At 57.4% G+C, this 16386-nt stretch carries 10 protein-coding genes and 4 pseudogenes; 9 read left to right on the top strand and 5 right to left on the bottom strand.

Going from position 1 to position 16386, the window contains the following annotated elements; all coding sequences use genetic code 11:
* Nucleotides 1-42: 42 nt before the first annotated feature.
* Together AC0NIL_RS28785 and AC0NIL_RS28780 are read right to left on the bottom strand one after the other, a co-directional pair.
* On the bottom strand, nucleotides 43-1932 hold the full coding sequence (locus tag AC0NIL_RS28785) for an MBL fold metallo-hydrolase (RefSeq protein WP_473574240.1): 1890 nt from the start codon (nucleotides 1930-1932) through the stop codon (nucleotides 43-45).
* Between the two features lie 357 nt (nucleotides 1933-2289).
* A complete protein-coding gene (locus AC0NIL_RS28780) occupies nucleotides 2290-3309 on the bottom strand; it encodes a GlxA family transcriptional regulator (RefSeq protein WP_473574239.1) in 1020 nt (339 codons plus the stop codon).
* 134 nt (nucleotides 3310-3443) lie between these two features.
* Here AC0NIL_RS28780 and AC0NIL_RS28775 point away from each other — a divergent pair, with 134 nt between their 5' ends.
* On the top strand, nucleotides 3444-5027 hold the full coding sequence (locus tag AC0NIL_RS28775) for an ABC transporter substrate-binding protein (RefSeq protein ID WP_128177412.1): 1584 nt from the start codon (nucleotides 3444-3446) through the stop codon (nucleotides 5025-5027).
* A gap of 13 nt (nucleotides 5028-5040) precedes the next feature.
* Nucleotides 5041-5234: pseudogene (locus AC0NIL_RS28770) on the top strand (ABC transporter permease); the annotation flags it as partial.
* 404 nt (nucleotides 5235-5638) lie between these two features.
* Here the strand turns inward: AC0NIL_RS28770 and AC0NIL_RS28765 are convergent.
* Nucleotides 5639-5950, bottom strand: coding sequence for a hypothetical protein (locus AC0NIL_RS28765; protein WP_128177410.1), 312 nt, complete (start codon nucleotides 5948-5950; stop codon nucleotides 5639-5641).
* 250 nt (nucleotides 5951-6200) lie between these two features.
* Here AC0NIL_RS28765 and AC0NIL_RS28760 point away from each other — a divergent pair, with 250 nt between their 5' ends.
* A complete protein-coding gene (locus tag AC0NIL_RS28760) occupies nucleotides 6201-7043 on the top strand; it encodes an enoyl-CoA hydratase/isomerase family protein (RefSeq protein ID WP_128177408.1) in 843 nt (280 codons plus the stop codon).
* A 301-nt stretch (nucleotides 7044-7344) separates the two neighbouring features.
* Here the strand turns inward: AC0NIL_RS28760 and AC0NIL_RS28755 are convergent.
* Nucleotides 7345-7602: pseudogene (locus AC0NIL_RS28755) on the bottom strand (IS6 family transposase); the annotation flags it as partial.
* 60 nt (nucleotides 7603-7662) lie between these two features.
* On the opposite strand from AC0NIL_RS28755, the gene AC0NIL_RS28750 reads away from it, so the two are divergent.
* From AC0NIL_RS28750 to AC0NIL_RS28730, 5 genes and pseudogenes are all read left to right on the top strand, one after another.
* Nucleotides 7663-8184: a thioesterase family protein gene (locus AC0NIL_RS28750; RefSeq protein ID WP_473574238.1), complete on the top strand. Its 522-nt coding sequence runs from the start codon at nucleotides 7663-7665 to the stop codon at nucleotides 8182-8184.
* 612 nt (nucleotides 8185-8796) lie between these two features.
* A complete protein-coding gene (locus AC0NIL_RS28745) occupies nucleotides 8797-10026 on the top strand; it encodes a CaiB/BaiF CoA transferase family protein (RefSeq protein ID WP_473574237.1) in 1230 nt (409 codons plus the stop codon).
* A gap of 42 nt (nucleotides 10027-10068) precedes the next feature.
* A pseudogene (locus AC0NIL_RS28740) lies at nucleotides 10069-10351 on the top strand (IS110 family transposase); the annotation flags it as partial.
* Nucleotides 10352-10970: 619 nt separating this feature from the next.
* A pseudogene (locus AC0NIL_RS28735) lies at nucleotides 10971-11312 on the top strand (cytochrome P450); the annotation flags it as partial.
* Between the two features lie 144 nt (nucleotides 11313-11456).
* Nucleotides 11457-12563 (top strand): mandelate racemase/muconate lactonizing enzyme family protein, encoded by a 1107-nt coding sequence (locus AC0NIL_RS28730; RefSeq protein ID WP_473574236.1) that lies wholly within the window; start codon nucleotides 11457-11459, stop codon nucleotides 12561-12563.
* Between the two features lie 453 nt (nucleotides 12564-13016).
* Here AC0NIL_RS28730 and AC0NIL_RS28725 read toward each other — a convergent pair whose 3' ends face one another.
* Entirely contained in the window at nucleotides 13017-14000 is a 984-nt protein-coding gene (locus tag AC0NIL_RS28725; RefSeq protein WP_473574235.1) for a GlxA family transcriptional regulator, read from the bottom strand.
* Nucleotides 14001-14078: 78 nt separating this feature from the next.
* Here AC0NIL_RS28725 and AC0NIL_RS28720 point away from each other — a divergent pair, with 78 nt between their 5' ends.
* Nucleotides 14079-16172 carry an acetate--CoA ligase family protein gene (locus AC0NIL_RS28720; RefSeq protein WP_473574234.1) on the top strand — a complete coding sequence of 698 codons (2094 nt, stop codon included), beginning with the start codon at nucleotides 14079-14081 and terminating at the stop codon, nucleotides 16170-16172.
* The last annotated feature ends 214 nt before the right edge of the window (nucleotides 16173-16386 follow it).

The following is a 16386-nucleotide window of genomic DNA, read 5'->3' as shown; positions in this document are numbered from 1 at the left end:
TGGGTAGTGTTTGTCCTGCCCGGCAAGCGCGCCAACGGAACGTCAGTTGGACAACGTCTGTGGGGTCGACATCGCCACCAGGGCCTCGCAGATTGGACCCTGAGAAACACCATCGATCAAGACTTCGGCGCTGATAAGCCGTCGGTACGTGTCAATCTGGGACGGGGCAGTCGCCTTAAGCGAAATTTCGCCTCGGCCGCCCGGCCGCAGCAATATAGTTTCAGTTTCGCCCGCTGAGTTCCAACCAAATGCCGGTAGCAGGCGTGCGCTGAATGCAGCTTTGCGACCTAAATTGTTACGGAACTTGAGCGTGAACGTCAGTTGGCCGCCCGGAGCGGTTGACGACAGGTAAGGCAGCATTCTAATCCAAAAAAGATCTATAGACTGGTCCTCTGGGCCATTTACTGCGTTCGTAATGGCTGACGTCGCCCGTTCAAGGTAATCCGTGTACTCAGCCAGCTTGGACCCATCTAAAGTGACGAGATCTCCGTGACCTGGGCAAAGGAGGTCTGCTTTTGTTGCCTGAATAACAGATGCGCAACGGCGAAACATGTCCAGCTGCAAACCATTACGCAAGACCGTGCTTTGAGAGGCGATCTCACGATCAATTCCCCCACACTGGGGATTAAACAGCAGCAAGTTGTCTCCGCCGAAAGCTACGCGCTTTCCATCTATAGTCCCCACGATCAGTGCATGCTGCTCGGTGTGGCCCGGGGTGTAATAAATCTCGAAACTGAACCCTCTCCATTCAAACGTTTCGCCATCGCTCAGAATTCGTTCCACGTCGATGGGCTTGTGATAACAGCAAGGCGCACTCGCCCAAGCTGCGGGGTCCACTATCACCTCTGCAACGCAGTCGAGAGCCCAGCATTTTGTGCCGAAATGCCGTTGGAGATAGGGGATTCCCGAGACGTGATCATCATGGATGTGGGTAGGAACCACGAGTTCGATATGGCGAACTCCAAAGGTTTCCCGAAGTTGATCGAGATGATGCTCGACGAAACGGAGGGCTTGCATGGTGTCGTGTTCGGGGCCCCAATGGACGTGGCCAAGTGAGACAAACCCGTAGTCGATCAGCATGGCATGGCCTGCACCGCTCAATACGATATAAAAATTAGAGCTGGTGTAGGGCCCAGCCCACAAAAGATGCTCGCTGATGGGAACAAGTTTGCTCTCACGAATGGTCTGCGTATCGGCAAACGGATTGTTCCGACCCGCAGTATGGAGCTTTCCGACGCCAGCAAGCTGCTCAAGATGGCTTTCAAGCGCCTCGATATCAGAAGCTACGTCCGTGATCGGCGCCCCGTGTGAGGGGTAGATAAACTCGACGCTCGCATTTTTCAATGCAAGTATCGACTGCATTGTGAACTCGACGCCGAGAAGGTCACCGTAACTGTACTCCATGGCGTGAAGTTGGTATAGCTTGCCGCCTTTGGACATAAGATCGCCGGTAAACGCAATCTTCTTGCCGTCAACAATGGTCACAAGACTAACCATTCCGTAGGTATGCCCCTTTGCTGGCAGAACCAGGAAGTCGTACTCCTTCCAAGAGAAAATCTCATAGTCTTCTAGCAGGGCGTCGACGTGAATATTTTCTCCTAACGAAAAAAAGGCGCTGCTGTTATTATAGTTGTCGTAGATGCGTCGGGATTGCCAATAGGCTTCAACATTATCAAATAAGTGGCGTTCGAATTCCGGAACGGCAACTTTTGCCCCGGTTTTTTGAAGGGTTGGAGTTCCCCAGCATTGATCACGGTGATGATGTGTATGCAGGACCCAACTGACTTGTTTGATGCCGATCGAGCGAAGGTGCGTCAGCACCGCAGCCGACCCAGCGTCAATTAACAGGCCTTCGTCGCCACTTTGAAGGACGAAAACGTTACACGTATCTCGAAACTCCCAAAGATGCTCGGAGAGTTGGGTGAGAGACATTCGATTCTCCTTACGCCGCGCGGACTGTTTGGCTCGAATTCTGGACTGGAACTGACACACCGCCTTTGAGTGTGCTACCCGAGGTGCAAACCGAGCGCTCAGCCGTACCTGGGCTTGCACCGCCCACCAATGGACTGCTTCTCAGCCTGAAAAACATCGAGTGTCCGCTTAGGCGAGCCTCACAACGCAGATTTCATCGCGAGCGTACGCACTTTACATCCGTCCGTATTGTCGAAAAAGCACAGTTTCTTCGCGTCGAATGACGGTGACGTGGTTTAAACCTCTCCAGTACCGCGTAAGGATATGAGGCCGCTCAGTGCCTTCGGACCGAGACATGGTCTTGGGACAGAGGATACGCTACAGCTTTCGATCGGAGGCGGGCGAGACGCCGTAGCGAGCCCTGTATGTGCGGCTCAGGCTGGCTGGTGCTCCGAAACCGCACATGAGAGCGATCTTGCCAACTCTCAATTGTGAGTTCCGCAGCAGATTCCGCGCTTGATCGAGGCGCATCTCCAGATAATAGTCTTGGGGTGTCTTCGAGACATGCTTGATGAACAGCCGACGCAACTTCCATTCGGGCACTCCTATCCTGCGAGCAATCTCCTTCAACGGGACCGGGGTTTCAATGTTGTGCAACATGAGGTCTACAGCCCGCGCCAAGTGTCGATCTAGACGTGCGATCGACCAGTCGATGCCGAACGCCCCACCTGCGCGCGGGGTCTCGAGCGGACGATAGTTCAAGATTTCTGCGACGCGGCGCGCCAGATGGACCCCTTCGAAGCGGGAAATAAGGGCCAGCGTCATATCGATCGTCACGACCCCGCCCGCGCTGGAACAGCGATCGCCGTCCAGATCGAACAACTTATCAGCGAAACAGGCCTCACCATAAGCTTCCTTAAATCCCACAATGACTTCGTGGTGAGCGGCCGCTGGTCGCCTGTCCAGTAATCCCGCCTTTGCGAACAGCAGCGCGCCGGTATCGACGCATCCCATAAGGCATCCGGACCTGGCACGACGTCGAAGCCATCCCAACAGGTGGTCGGATAGCATCCTATCGGGATAATACGCGGCTAGCAGGATAATGGCATCGGCAGGCGCGTCGCCCAAAGGCCCATCCACTTTGAATTCCCGCCCAGAGGAGGAGCGCGGCGACTCACCGTAAGGGCTCAGGATACGCCAGTTGAATATTGGCTTCATGCTCTCCCGGTTGGCTAATCGTAAGGGCTCGATCACCAGCGAAAGGGATAGCAGCGGGAACCCTTCCCCGATCACAACTGCGATTGTCCTCATGTCATTTCGCGTAAAGAAGAAGTTCTTTCCCGTCAAGAACTTCTCCGCGCGAATGCCTACGATGTTCGTGTGCAGCCCTGAATACATGATGCGGTCCCGATCTGCGCGAACGGCATCTTATGTGAGAATGACCCTGAGCACTGGCCGGTAGGGACTGCATAGACCAAGCAGAATACGAAAAAGCACTACGCCGTAACGGCATGGAAAAAAGGGGAACGGACATGAATGATGAGTTGGGATTTCTGAGTGAACGCTTCGCTAACTGCAAACTCTCACGGCGCGATTTCCTTGGCCGCGCGGCTGCGCTCGGCGCGACTGCAGCCTTCGCCAATAGCCTGCTGGCTTCGGCGGCCCGGGCCGCAGGACCGGTCAAGGGCGGCGTCCTCAAAGCGGGTATCGAGGGCGGCGCGGCCACCGACAGCCTTGATCCGGCGACCTGGTCAGGCCTCGTACCCGTGCATTTTGGACATACGTGGGGCGAGCAACTTGTCCAGATAGATGCCAAGGGTCAACTCAGGCCGGCGATCGCTGAAGAGTGGGACACTTCCAAGGATGCCAAGGTGTGGACCTTCAAGATCCGCAAAGGTGTGCAGTTTCATAACGGCAAAGAACTAACCCCCCAGGACGTTTTAGCCACGATGGAACGCCATTCGGACGCCAACTCTAAGTCCGGTGCGCTAGGTAACATGCAAGGCATCGACAAGATCGTTATCGACGGTCAGAACCTCGTCTTCACCCTGAAAGAACCAAATGCAGACCTGCCGTTTCTGATGGATGACTATCATCTCATGATCCAGCCAAACGGCGGCAAGGACAATCCGGGTGAAGGCATAGGCACGGGGCCGTACAAGGTCATTGTCAACAACCCCGGAGTTCGTTACGGCGGAGAAAAGTTTGCGAATTACTGGCGCGATGACCGAGGTTTCGCAGACCAAGTCGAAATCTCTGTCATCAATGATGGGACCGCCCGCATGTCGGCGCTACGGAGCAGTCAGGTCGATATGGTTAACCGCATCGACCCAAAGGTTGTGGAGCTCGTCAAGCATCTGCCAGGCATCACAATCCGCAATGTGGCAGGCAAGAACCACTATGTATTCATCGCTCAATGCAACGCCGCCCCGTTCGACAATAACGACCTTCGGCTAGCTCTGAAACATGCGCTTGATCGTGAAGAAATAGTCAAAAAGATCTTGAATGGGTATGGCACTGTCGGCAATGATTTTCCAATCAACAAAGCTTATCCACTCTTTACGGAGCTAGAGCAGCGAAAATATGACGCCGACAAGGCCAAATTCCACTACAAAAAGTCGGGGCACGATGGACCAATACTATTCCAAACCTCTGAAGTCGCCTTTCCAGGGGCGGTTGATGCCGCCCAGCTGTTTCAACAGAGCGCAGCCAAAGCCGGCATTACCGTCCAAATTAAACGCGAGCCGGGCGACGGCTATTGGTCAGAGATCTGGAACAAGGTGCCTTTCTCAGCTTCAAACTGGGCCGGTCGTCCAACGCAAGACCAGATGTATTCCACCGCCTATTACTCCAAGGCGGCATGGAATGACACCCGCTTCTTCAACGACAAATTCGACAAGATGCTGTTTCAAGCGCGTGCTGAGCTCGATGCCGGAAACCGAAAGAAGCTCTACGCGGATATGGGCCAGATCGTCCGCGATGAAGGGGGCGTCATCGTCCCGGTTTTCAACGACTTGCTCGACGCCACCGGCCCGAAGGTCGGCGGGTGGGTTGCCGACGGCAATTTTGAATTGATGGGCGGGTACGCCTTGTCGAAGTGCTGGCTCACGGCTTGATCGCCCGGCGCGCATGTCCTCACTTGTATTGAAACTGATAGCCCAGCGCGCTGCGCTGGGCTATCTGCTGTTGCTTGCAGTCTCCGTGCTGGTCTTCGCCGGTACGCAGATCCTTCTGCGCGACGCGGCGGAATCAATTCTCGGGTAGTCCGCCACGCGTCGCTGGGCCTCAACGACCCGGCCTTTGTCATGTATTTCCGCTGGCTATGACCGTTTCAATAACGCTCAACGGCCTTGACCCTTTCAGCCTTTGCGGCAGTCTGCACTGAATCGGTTGCTTTCAACTCCACCAGTTTCCGGACCACCAATCCCATGTTCCGTAGAGCCTCGGCCCGGCTTTCTGGCGACCATCGAAAAGTAGCTCCGCGACCATCGAGTGAACCTTCTCAAGGCCTTCGATGAGATGTCGTCGCTTTCTCGCTGAACTTTTTCTACGATTTCTCCTATGTCTGGAAGGTCGCTAAAACGTCGGCAGACCTCAAAATTCGCCTCGAGAGAGGCAATTACCTCGTTCGTAATTCGTTGTAGCCGAAGGTGTCGGCGATCTCCAGAGCCTTTGAACGCCTCCGCGATGTCTATGACTTTTTCTGCCCAAACTTTAACATTGCGCTTCAATCCTCGTACAAAACAGCCAACCAAATTTCTTTGACATAGCTTTCCGTTGCGACCGTGAAATTCAACAGCACATTGAACACTCGATCGAGTGCCTCTTCGGGAACAGCTTGGATAACGGCCAACAATTTGGCGTCGGGATGCCTTAATAGCTCGGCCAGGGCGACCTCAAAGAGTGTTGGCCGGGTCTGGCGCAAGATCGTTGACGGCTGTGATCCAAAAACTTCGAGTTGTTGTGACGCGTACCGTACCACCACAGCGGTTGTGGCTACGGTTGCACTTTTTGTCGGATATTCGACGAAGTTGGACACGACACACAGCGCGATCAGCGCGATACCATTGTTCTGAAATCATTTCTCATTTGGCATGACACATGCAGCGCCATCCGCAAACGCGCTGCGGCTCAGACTGAGGAGAACTCATCCTGTTGTCGCTAGCATCGAAATTCGAGCGCAGCTTTGGATCGGCATGAAATCACTCTCCATGAATTTCATCGGCCGGGGTCTCGGATAGCGGGTCCAATACGACCCGGCCACCAATCCGACTTGATGGGAGAAAGTGATGTACCGTGTCCCACCTGAGACTACCGAATACGATCACCTCATCTATGAGGTGGACACCGAGCACGTTTGTTGGCTAACGCTGAACCGGCCTGAAAAGATCAACGCTATGAACGAGCGCCTGCTCGCTGAACTTAGCGCCGGACTACTTCGCGCTGATGATGATGGCAATGTGAATGTTATTGTTATCCGAGGTGCTGGCCGCGGATTCTGCGCCGGTCATGATCTCGAAGCGGACACGTCGGAGGATCGCTCGTCATTGTACGAATATCGCCTTAAAAATATTCGCCAGTTCGAGCAGTTCACAACGCCGTGGGTGATTAGTAAGCCGGTCATAGCATCCGTTCATAAGTATGCCATCGGCAAGGGGTTCGAACTTTCGCTGTTCTGCGATGTGTCCATCGTCAGCTCAGACATTCGGATGGGCTACGGCATGCTGCGCCACGGCATCTCCGGCCATTGCATGTTTATGCCCTGGCTAGTCAGCATGAAGGCAGCAAAGGACCTTCTGCTGACTGGCCGAGAAGTTTCCGGCGAGGAAGCCAAGGAACTAGGTTTGGTGACCGAGGTTGTGGCGCCTGAGGACCTTCAGGAGGTTACCCGCCGCAAGGCCACGCTCATGGCACGCATGCCGCGCGATATGCAGCGGATGCACAAAATGTACCTCAATCGCGTATATGAAATGCAAGGGCTCAGGAGTGCGTTGGACTACTACCTCGAGTTGGTTGCGATGTTAGGGATCCAACCGGCTCCTGAGTACGCGGAGCTAACCAAGCTGACAATTGAAAAAGGTCTGAAAGTGGCGTTAGAAAGCAGCAAAGCGCGTTACGAAGGACTCGAATAACACTTGGCCGAACGGCACCGATACTGATATCAGTTCTGCAAGTGCGATTTGAACCGCACGAGAAATCCTCGTAAGGACGAACGCATATAGATGCCGTAAGGGGCTAGGCGCTCCTTGCATAGCCAGTAAGGTGGTTGTCCCTCAGGTGGCACCGACCTGCAAGCTCGCAATCGTTCTTCACGCATGTGGGTATCCGCGCTTCCGATGCATCTGCTCTCAAACGTATCTCCTGGCCTGCGCTGAACGAGACGGTGTGCGTCTGTCACGTCATTCGCAAAAGAGCCGGATTGCGTATCTGAGCCTAGGATCCGGCTTTCCACTCCGCCATGGCCTTGAGGCGGTTGATATGGATGACTAGCGTTGAGTGTTTGGAGCTTGGTGGCACCAAGAGATTACGCGCAGAGAAGATAAAGATGGAGACCTGCAGGTGGTCGGAAGCCCTCATCGGAGCGCCGCCTTGCTTCTTTCAGAAGCCGGATCAGCAACCGCTTGGCGGCCTTTATGTTCCGAGAGTCTGTACAATTTCATCGAGAACATAACCATCATGGTCGCTGGCGCGCGCCGAGCGAATGGCTGCTCTATCCGAAAAGCGCACGCCTAACTGGAAGGGACGCTGACAGTGGCTGAAGTTTATGATGCCCCTATGCCGTGGGATGGCAAGATCGAGATGCCGCTGACCCTGTTCCGCACGGCGGTCAGGGAAGAGTGGATCGACGTGTTTGAACACGTGAATGTCGCCCACTATGTGACCATCGGCGATCACGCGAACTGGGCGTTCTGGAACTGGGTGAACGGCCACGACGGGACCGTGGAGGCGCGCGGCGGCCATGAATACGTGATCGTCGAGACCCACGTCCGCTACATCGACGAATTGGCCCTGGGCACTCCGATCCATGTCACTACGCAGCTCATCGCTGCGGACGACAAGCGCTACGTTCTTTTCCACCGCATCTGGAAGTCGGAGACCAAAGAACTGGCTGCCACGAACGAAGTGAAGTGTCTCGGGTTCAACCTGACGGAGAGGCGGTCGGAAAACTGGCGGCCCGTCGTCGCCAAGCGGCTGGAACAGATTCTCCAAGCGCAAGCGGAAGAGGAAATCCCGGTGGTTGCCGGCCAAGGCATCGCCCTTAAGAAGAGGTGAAGCCATGCGGTGCTGTCACGTTGTCCGAAAAAGAATTGGATTGAGTATCTGGACCCGATTTAAGATAGCATTTCGGTCACGGTCTCCACTCCGCCAGCGGAACATCATGCCGCCGCGCCACCTGCGTCACACAGGCTCCGGGCGAAAACGCCTCCTCCAAAGTCTGACGCCTTTCCTCGTCGTTTCACCGCGCCGACGTTTGGGATCTGTGAGCAATGTGATCTGACCCATCAACCGCTCCTAACTGCGCTCATAAGAGACACGGTTAAGGCCAGTCATTCATCACAGAGACAAGGGATCAGTATTCATGCGTATTCGGTTGGACTTGGTAATCAGGCGATTGCCTCTGCCGCTGATGTCATGAATGTGCCCTTGGACGATCACCGCGTCCGCGCCGTGAATCTCTGCCTCGAAGGTATCCCAGATGCGATCAGCCGCGGACCTTAAGGCGGCGCGCAAAGGATTCCCGTGGTGGTCCTCAAGGCCGGCCGGAATAGCGCAGGCCGTCGCTGCCCCAGGCACACGCCGCCTCTCTAGCGGACAACGATGTTGTCATGTTGGCCCTGAGTTCCGGCGATTGGGCATGTCGAAGTATGCACAGCTACGGAGGCCATGGAAACGCTCAAAAAGCTGACTTATGCCATTCATCCAGTCGATTTGAGCAATCCCAACCGAGGAAATTCACTAATGGGCGTTCTCAAAGGGGTGAAGATTATCGAGATGGTCGGGCTTGGCCCTGGACCATTTTGCGGGATGTTGCTCGCCGATCTCGGTGCCGACGTGATTGCAGTGGAGCGTCCGGCCGCTGACGCGGGCAGTCCCCGGCCGTGGGAGCTATGCAGTCGTGGCAAGCGTTCGATCATTCTGGATGTCAAGAAGCCTGGAGCTGTCGAAACTTTCCTGGAATTGATTGACGGGGCGGACGCACTGATCGAAGGCCTGCGCCCAGGTGTAATGGAACGCCTCGGCCTGGGTCCGGAGGTTTGCCTCGCACGTCGTCCATCTTTGGTCTATGGGCGGATGACCGGATGGGGACAGTATGGACCACTATCTCAGGTTGCAGGACATGATGCCAATTACGTGGCTCTTTCTGGTGCTCTATGGTTGGCGACACAGTCTGGTCAGCAGCCCGATGCTCCACCCGGACTGCTAGGTGATGTCGCCGGGGGCGCGCTGTATCTCGCGATCGGCCTCCTCGCGGGCATTCTGCGTGCCATGCAGGACGGCCAAGGGCAAGTAGTCGACGCGGCGATGGTCGATGGCTCGGCGCACTTGCTAAATTTTGCGATATCTTTTCTCCCCGACCACTATGGAGGCTCCTTCGAGAAGGCGCGGCCCGCGGGTCTTGGGATGCACTGGGATCGTCCCTATCTCTGCGCCGACGGCGAATGGATCGTTATACAAGCTGTCGAACCAAAATTTTACGCGGAACTCATTAGGCGCCTCGGGCTCGACGAAGACGAGCGTTTCGTCAACGAACAACGAAATCCGGCGGCTTGGGCCACGCTTGGAGAGGAGCTTTCGGCACTATTCAGGACAAAGAGCCGCGCCGAATGGACTCGGCTGCTGGAAGGCACGGACGCCTGCTTTGCTCCGGTCCTTGCACCCGAAGAGGCGGCAGCACATCCCCATAATATTGCGCGCAACATCTACAAGACCATAGACGGCGTACTGCAGACAGCTCCCGCACCACGCTTCTCAGTCACTCCATCGGCCGAACTGATCTCTGTCCCGCCGCGTGGCGCGCATACCAAAGACGTGCTCGCTGAACTCCAAATAAATTCGAAGCGGATGGGAGATCGTGGACAAGCGACTGCGTCTGCTCGCCTGGCTGATATGTAGAGGGCACATGAGTTCCCAATGCAGACTGCTATCGAGGCCACAGAGCGGAAGGTGGCGTCAGAGCCCGATGCCTTGACGACCTTTTTTCGAGCGAAGTGTCCCGGATCGGTCTGGAAGCGGGTCCGCTCTCACAGTGGCTGTTTGCCGGTCTGACTGCAGATGGATTCGATGTGGTGTGCTGCAGACGCGTACCGACCGGCGCGATGCCCTGAGGATTGCACACGTGCTGCGAATGGGTTGGTACCGTTCGGTTCATTGTAAAGCAGTTGCCTCGAAGGAGATCCGCATCTTGTTGACCGCTCGCAAGCTTTCGCAGGGAAAGCTGATCGAAATCAGCCTCCCCCTATGGGCCAATACGGTCAGGTGGCCTGCCATCATTCCAGGACAGGACAACTGATAAAGAAGGTGTCGCCGGTCTGGCGTCTGACGACCGTATAATCCGACACTGTTCTGTTGCCTTTGTTGGGTCTGCGACACCGGCCTATTTCGCCGAGCTCTTGTCTAGCCTCATGCTAATCCGCTGAAAAGCAATCACAATGTTTTTCTTCTGCTGGGTCGGCCAAATTGGCACGAGTTTTGGAACTCCTTCGTTGCGCCGGGAGCCCTGCCGACCTTCATTTCGTGGATGCCACCGCGATCGAAGGAACGAAGAAAGAAAAGCAAAATGTCAAATCGGCATCAGAAAGCATTCTACGAGAAGGGGGCCTTGGCGAAACCTCCCCTACCAACAGGCTCGCCGCCCTTGTCGACCCTTGCGCAGGAAATCTTGATGGCCGGCTGCAACTCAAAGGCCCACCACACTCGCCTTATCCTGAACTCGAAGGCGCAGGCCGAGTCGGGCTACGCCGCGGCGGACGTCGTCTACATGCCGTCTCAAGTTCGCTGCCCGCAGCGTCTGCCGGTCACCCTCCGCCCTTCCATCGCTTAGTGAGTGAAGTGCCACCATGTCCCAACAACCCTTGCCGACGTTGCCGATGTGGCGCGTCGATCACATCGAGCCCTCGCCCGAGATGTTGGCGCTACGCGCCAACGGTCCGATCCACCGGGTACGCTTCCCGTCCGGGCACGAAGGCTGGTGGGTGACAGGCGACGACGAGGCCAAGGCGGTGCTGTCCGACGCGGCGTTCCGGCCCGCAGGAATGCCGCCGGCGGCATTCACCCCGGATTCGGTGATGCTTGGTTCGCCGGGGTGGCTGGTCTCGCACGAGGGGGGCGAGCATGCCCGGCTACGCACGATCGTGGCGCCGGCCTTCAGCGACCGCAGGGTGAAGCTGCTCGCGCAGCAGCCGCGCCGCGCGGTCTGCTGGCGACACCGCCGAAGCGGCCGCGGCGCCGCGCTGGTGATGGACATGCTGCTTAACCCACTGAACCGTCGGCACCGTTTTGGAGTGCTTCCGGATTACCAGGAAAGTTCTGGAGGAGCATAGCCTATGAAGATCGTCGGTATTACGATGTGGCAACTCGACCTGCCACTGAAAAAGCCATATTGGCTCTCCGGTGGCCGCCTGAAGTTCGAAAAACTCGACAGCACCTTTGTGAGAGTTGATACTGATGCGAATGTGGCTGGTTGGGGGGAAGGCTGCCCTTGGGGCAGCACCTATCTACCCGCCCATGGTCCAGGTATCAGGGCGGGTATAGCAACATTAGCGCCATCATTGCTGGGGCAGGACCCGAGGTCGCTTGAAGCGATCAACCGGACAATGGACATGGCGCTCCCCGATCATCTGTATGTGAAGTCGGCCATCGATATGGCCTGCTGGGACATCTTGGGAAAGGTCACCGGGATGCCGCTATGGCGATTGCTCGGTGGAACTAACGCAGATCTGGTCGCAGTTAACTCTTCGATTTCCACCGGTACTAGCGACGAGATGATCTCACTCATAAGAGATGCATATTCAGAGGGGTATCGTACACACTCTGCTAAGATAGGCGGTAGCGATCCAACTGCGGATATCGCGCGCATTCAGGCGATTGAAGCGGCGCTGAAACCGGACGAGAAGGTTACCTACGACGTGAACCGCGCCTGGTCCCCGGCGGTTGCACTCCAGGTACTGAACAACGTGTCCCCACGTGGCTGGATCGAGCAGCCTTGCGAGACGCTGCAGCAATGCGCTCAGGTTGCTCGACGAGTAAAACAGCCGATCATGCTCGATGAGTGCCTTCATACTTTTGAGGACCACCTGCAGGCGTGGCGCTTAGATGCCTGTGAGGGCGTCAAGGTGAAGCCGAACCGAGTGGGCGGTCTGACCAAGGCGAGGCAGGTTCGGGATTTCGGTGTCTCCGTGGGTTGGCAGATGCACATTGAGGATGTTGGAGGTTCGGCGTTGGCAGATACTGCGGCAGTCCATCTCGCATCATCGACGCCTGTCGCCAACAGGTTGGCCTGCTGGCTCTGCCATCATCACCTAGCGGCCGACCCTGTTCCCGGCCAGGGAGCAAGGAATGTCAATGGTTTTGCTGCGCCGCCGACAGCTCCGGGACTTGGCGTGGAGCCGGACGTCGCCGCACTCGGGGCACCGGTATCAGTGTTCGAGTAACACTTCTATGATCTTGCCAACGAGCATGCGCGTCGTGGTGCGAACCAGGCATAGTGGATTCAGTACACTCGAGTTCCGATATTGACGGAGCCCAAAACCTGCTCTTGGGCAGCTTGGGGCTTGCGACCTGCATCATACGGACATCAATAGGTACACGGCATGGTACTCAGATTCTATCCGGAACTTCATGAAGGATACTTTTCTGATCAGGAGGCGCAGCGCGATGAAGCCGTTGGCCTGTTCTGACCGCTTGACGATCTCCACATTCACTTGGGTGACGACCTTTTTCGGCCCCTCCGGAGCTTGAGCAGGAAGGGATAGGACCCGAACAGGGTCGCTATCACTATCACGCTGCGCGCGGTCCGAACGTCGGCGGCATGGACGAGGGCGTGCATCAAGAGGCCCCGGGTGTCGACGTCAATTGCGGCTTGCCTTGATCCTCTTGCCCGCATATCAGGCGAAAGGTTCGTCAGATTTGTCCGGTTGCCCATAAAGCGATCTGTCGAGGCTGGGAGCCACCTTGAACCGTTTTCGATAGGCCCGGCTTAAGCTCTCGCTCGCCGGAAACCCGCACATGAGCGCGATATTGCCCACGCGCTCGCGCGAATTTCGCAAAAGATTGCGTGCGCGATCCAGGCGTAGTTCTACATAGTAGGTTTGAGGCGATTGTCCGACGTGCCGCAGGAAGAGCCGACGAAGCTTCCATTCCTTGGCCTCCAGGCGGCTGGCAATCTCTTTGATCGGAAGCGGCGATTCCATGTTCGCAAGCATCATCTCAATCGCCTTCGCGAGCGTCCGATCGAGACGTGGAATCGACCAGTCTAACCCAAATGAGCCGTCCGCCCGCTCTGAATCGAGAGGCCTGTAGTTCAAGATTTCCGCTATGCGGCGCGATAGCCGCTTGTTCTCGAAATGAGAGATGAGGGCGAGCGTCATATCGATCGTCACGACGCCACCCGCGCTCGAGCAGCGGTCATGATCGAGATCGAACAGGCGATCGGCGAAGAAGGCTTCGCCGCGGCTCTCGCGGAATCCGACTATCGCTTCGTGGTGCGCGGCTGCAGGCCTTCTGTCGAGAAGCCCCGCCTCGGCGAAGATGAGCGCGCCGGTGTCGACGCAGCCCATCAGGCATCCGGATCGCGCGCGCCTCCTGAGCCAGCTCAACATCACGTCGGTCTTCATCCGGTCTGGTGTGTAGGAGGCAAGCAAGATCACCGCATCCGTCGGCGCTTCGTCCAGCCCGCCCTGTATCTCCAGAGCATGCCCTGAAGAGGAGCGTGGGGTCGTTCCGTCGATGCTCAGGATGCGCCAGCGGAAGACCGGTCCCAGGCTTTCTCGATTCGCCAGCCGGAGCGGTTCCGTGATGAGCGAAAGCGACAGAAGCGGGAATCCTTCGCCGATTACGATAGTCACCAGCTTCATGTGCAACCAGGTCATTTTTTTGTTTGCTGGGATCATCCGCGGATGGAAGCAGAACACTATGCTGGGGGCAAGCCTCTTCTCTACGGAAACCAGATGACACAGCCCCTCGACGCCATCTTTCGCCCCAGGTCTGTGGCGTTCATCGGCGGCAGCAATCTCAATCCCGCATTGAAGTACCACAGAGATCTCGGCTTCTCCGGGGACACTTGGGTGGTGAATCCTAAATACGAGACCCTGCAAGGATTTCCGTGCTTCGCCTCGATCGAGGCGCTTCCGCAGGCACCGGATCTGGCTTTCATCGCAATCCGGCGCGAAGCCGCGCTGGAAGCGGTCGGATCGCTCCGTGCTAAAGGCTGCAGAGCAATCGTTTGCAACGCCGCCGGATTCGCCGAGACTGGGACTGACGGTGGCAACCTGCAGTCGGAACTCATCGCTGCGGCTGGCGATATGGTCATGCTCGGCCCCAACGCCGTCGGACTGGTCAACTTCGTTGATCCGATGGCAGCCATGATGGATCAGTTCGGGGTGCAGTCGGTCGAAAACGGCGTCGCTGTCGTGAGCCAGGGCGGTGGCCTTTTGTGCGACGCGGTATTCTCCGATCGTGGCCTGCCGATTACGCATCTTGTGGGTGGTGGCAATCAAGCGGTTACCGGCATGGAAGCCTGCGTTGACTACCTCCTTGACGACCCACGCGTCACCGCCGTCGGCCTGTCTTTCGAAAGCCTTCGGGATATCTCTATCCTCCGCAAGGCTGCGGCGAAGGCGCTCACGCTTGGCAAGCCGATCGTCGCCATTAAATTTGGCAAGACCGCTGCGGGCGCGCAGGCGGCAGCTACTCATACCGCGTCGATGACCGGGGCAGGGGCTGTCTGGGAGGCACTGTTCGACAGGCTCGGCATCGTCTCCACCAACTCGGAATCCGAGTTCTTCGAGACCCTGAAGCTCTTCCATTCGCGGCAGGTGCCCAAGGGACGCAGAGTTCTCGTGACGGCGGTGTCCGGCGTGCTGGGCGTAATGCTCGCCGACCACCTCAGCGCCGCAGGTTTCGAGCTTCCTCAGCCAACCGGGGACCGGGTCGCCCGTCTGCGGGAAGTCCTTCCCGTAATGGCAACGCCTGGCAATCCGCAGGATGTCACCATGGGTGCGTGGAACGACAAGGACCGTCAGACGGCCATCTACTCGGCGCTGCTCGACGAAGGCTACGACGCCGCCCTGATGGTGCAGAACTATCCCCGCGAAGGCATGTGGGACATCAACGAATACGCCGCGCAGGTCGAAGCGCTTGGCGCAGCCTGCGGCGGCCGCGACGTCGCTGCCATGCAGTTGGCCCCAATGATCGACTGCTTCCCGTCCCACGCCCGGGATCACACCCAGAGCCTCGGCCTTGCCGCCATGCAGGGCCTGGAGGAGTGTATGCGCGCGATGTCGCACGGTGTCTGGTGGCGCGAGCGCCGCGAAGAGCTTAATGCCGCAGGACTGGATCAACTGACCGCCGCCCCGTCGAGCGTTCCTGAAGCCGGCTCCTATCAAGACGAGGCATCTGCCAAGTCGATGCTGGCAGAGGCTGGAGTGCGGGTTCCCAAGTCGAGAGTCTCCAGTTCCGAGAAGGCCCACGAAGTCGCCGCCGAAATTGGCTTCCCGGTCGTTCTCAAAGCTCTCGACTCCCGCCTCCTTCATAAGACCGAGGTCGGTGCGGTTCGCATCGGCTTGTCGTCGGCCCAGGACGTGCGGGACGCGGTCGAGAAGATGCGTTCGGACATGGGCCGCCTCGCACCAAACATTCCGTTGAATCTGATCCTCGTAGAGGCGATGGCGGCGAACACCGTTGCCGAGGTCATGACTTCCGTGACTTACGATCGGTCCGTCGGTCCCATCATGATGATCGCCGGAGGCGGGGTGGAGGCCGAGCTCTGGAACGACAGCACTTTGGTCGCTGCGCCTTTCCAACGGGAAGAACTCTCGCGTGCCTTGGACCGCCTGAAGTTGGCCGAGCGCCTCAAGGGATGGCGGGGCCGTCCCGCAGGCGACCGCGAGGCGCTGCTCGACACGCTGGAGGCCCTAGGCCTCTTCGCCATCGCCGAAGGCGTGGAGGAAATCGAAATCAACCCGATCCTGGTCGGCCGAGAAGGCGCGCTTGCCGTGGACGCGGTCCTGAAGCTTGCACTCCGCAAGAAGTGTGTCGCCTAACACGAAGGGGAAGTCCATGCACGGTATCACTCCTGAAACCACTGATTACAAGCACCTTGTCTACGAGGTGGACGCCGAGCACGTCTGCTGGCTGACGCTTAACAGGCCGGAGAAGCTGAATGCGATGATTCGCCGAACTACAGGCAGGCCTTTATCGTCATCCGCGGCAACGGCCGGGGATTTTGCGCCGGACACAATCTTGATGAAGATGCCG

This window comes from Mesorhizobium sp. WSM1343 (assembly GCF_055901535.1).
Note: the sequence above shows the minus strand (reverse complement) of the source record. Positions and strands in the feature narration are given on the sequence as shown.

What these genes read in the sequence shown, in the direction of transcription:
- AC0NIL_RS28785 (WP_473574240.1), bottom strand. Translation starts at nt 1,932, where the DNA reads ATGTCTCTCACCCAACTCTCCGAGCATCTTTGGGAGTTTCGAGATACG.
- AC0NIL_RS28780 (WP_473574239.1), bottom strand. Translation starts at nt 3,309, where the DNA reads ATGTATTCAGGGCTGCACACGAACATCGTAGGCATTCGCGCGGAGAAG.
- AC0NIL_RS28775 (WP_128177412.1), top strand. Translation starts at nt 3,444, where the DNA reads ATGAATGATGAGTTGGGATTTCTGAGTGAACGCTTCGCTAACTGCAAA.
- AC0NIL_RS28760 (WP_128177408.1), top strand. Translation starts at nt 6,201, where the DNA reads ATGTACCGTGTCCCACCTGAGACTACCGAATACGATCACCTCATCTAT.
- AC0NIL_RS28745 (WP_473574237.1), top strand. Translation starts at nt 8,797, where the DNA reads ATGGAAACGCTCAAAAAGCTGACTTATGCCATTCATCCAGTCGATTTG.
- AC0NIL_RS28730 (WP_473574236.1), top strand. Translation starts at nt 11,457, where the DNA reads ATGAAGATCGTCGGTATTACGATGTGGCAACTCGACCTGCCACTGAAA.
- AC0NIL_RS28725 (WP_473574235.1), bottom strand. Translation starts at nt 14,000, where the DNA reads ATGACCTGGTTGCACATGAAGCTGGTGACTATCGTAATCGGCGAAGGA.
- AC0NIL_RS28720 (WP_473574234.1), top strand. Translation starts at nt 14,079, where the DNA reads ATGACACAGCCCCTCGACGCCATCTTTCGCCCCAGGTCTGTGGCGTTC.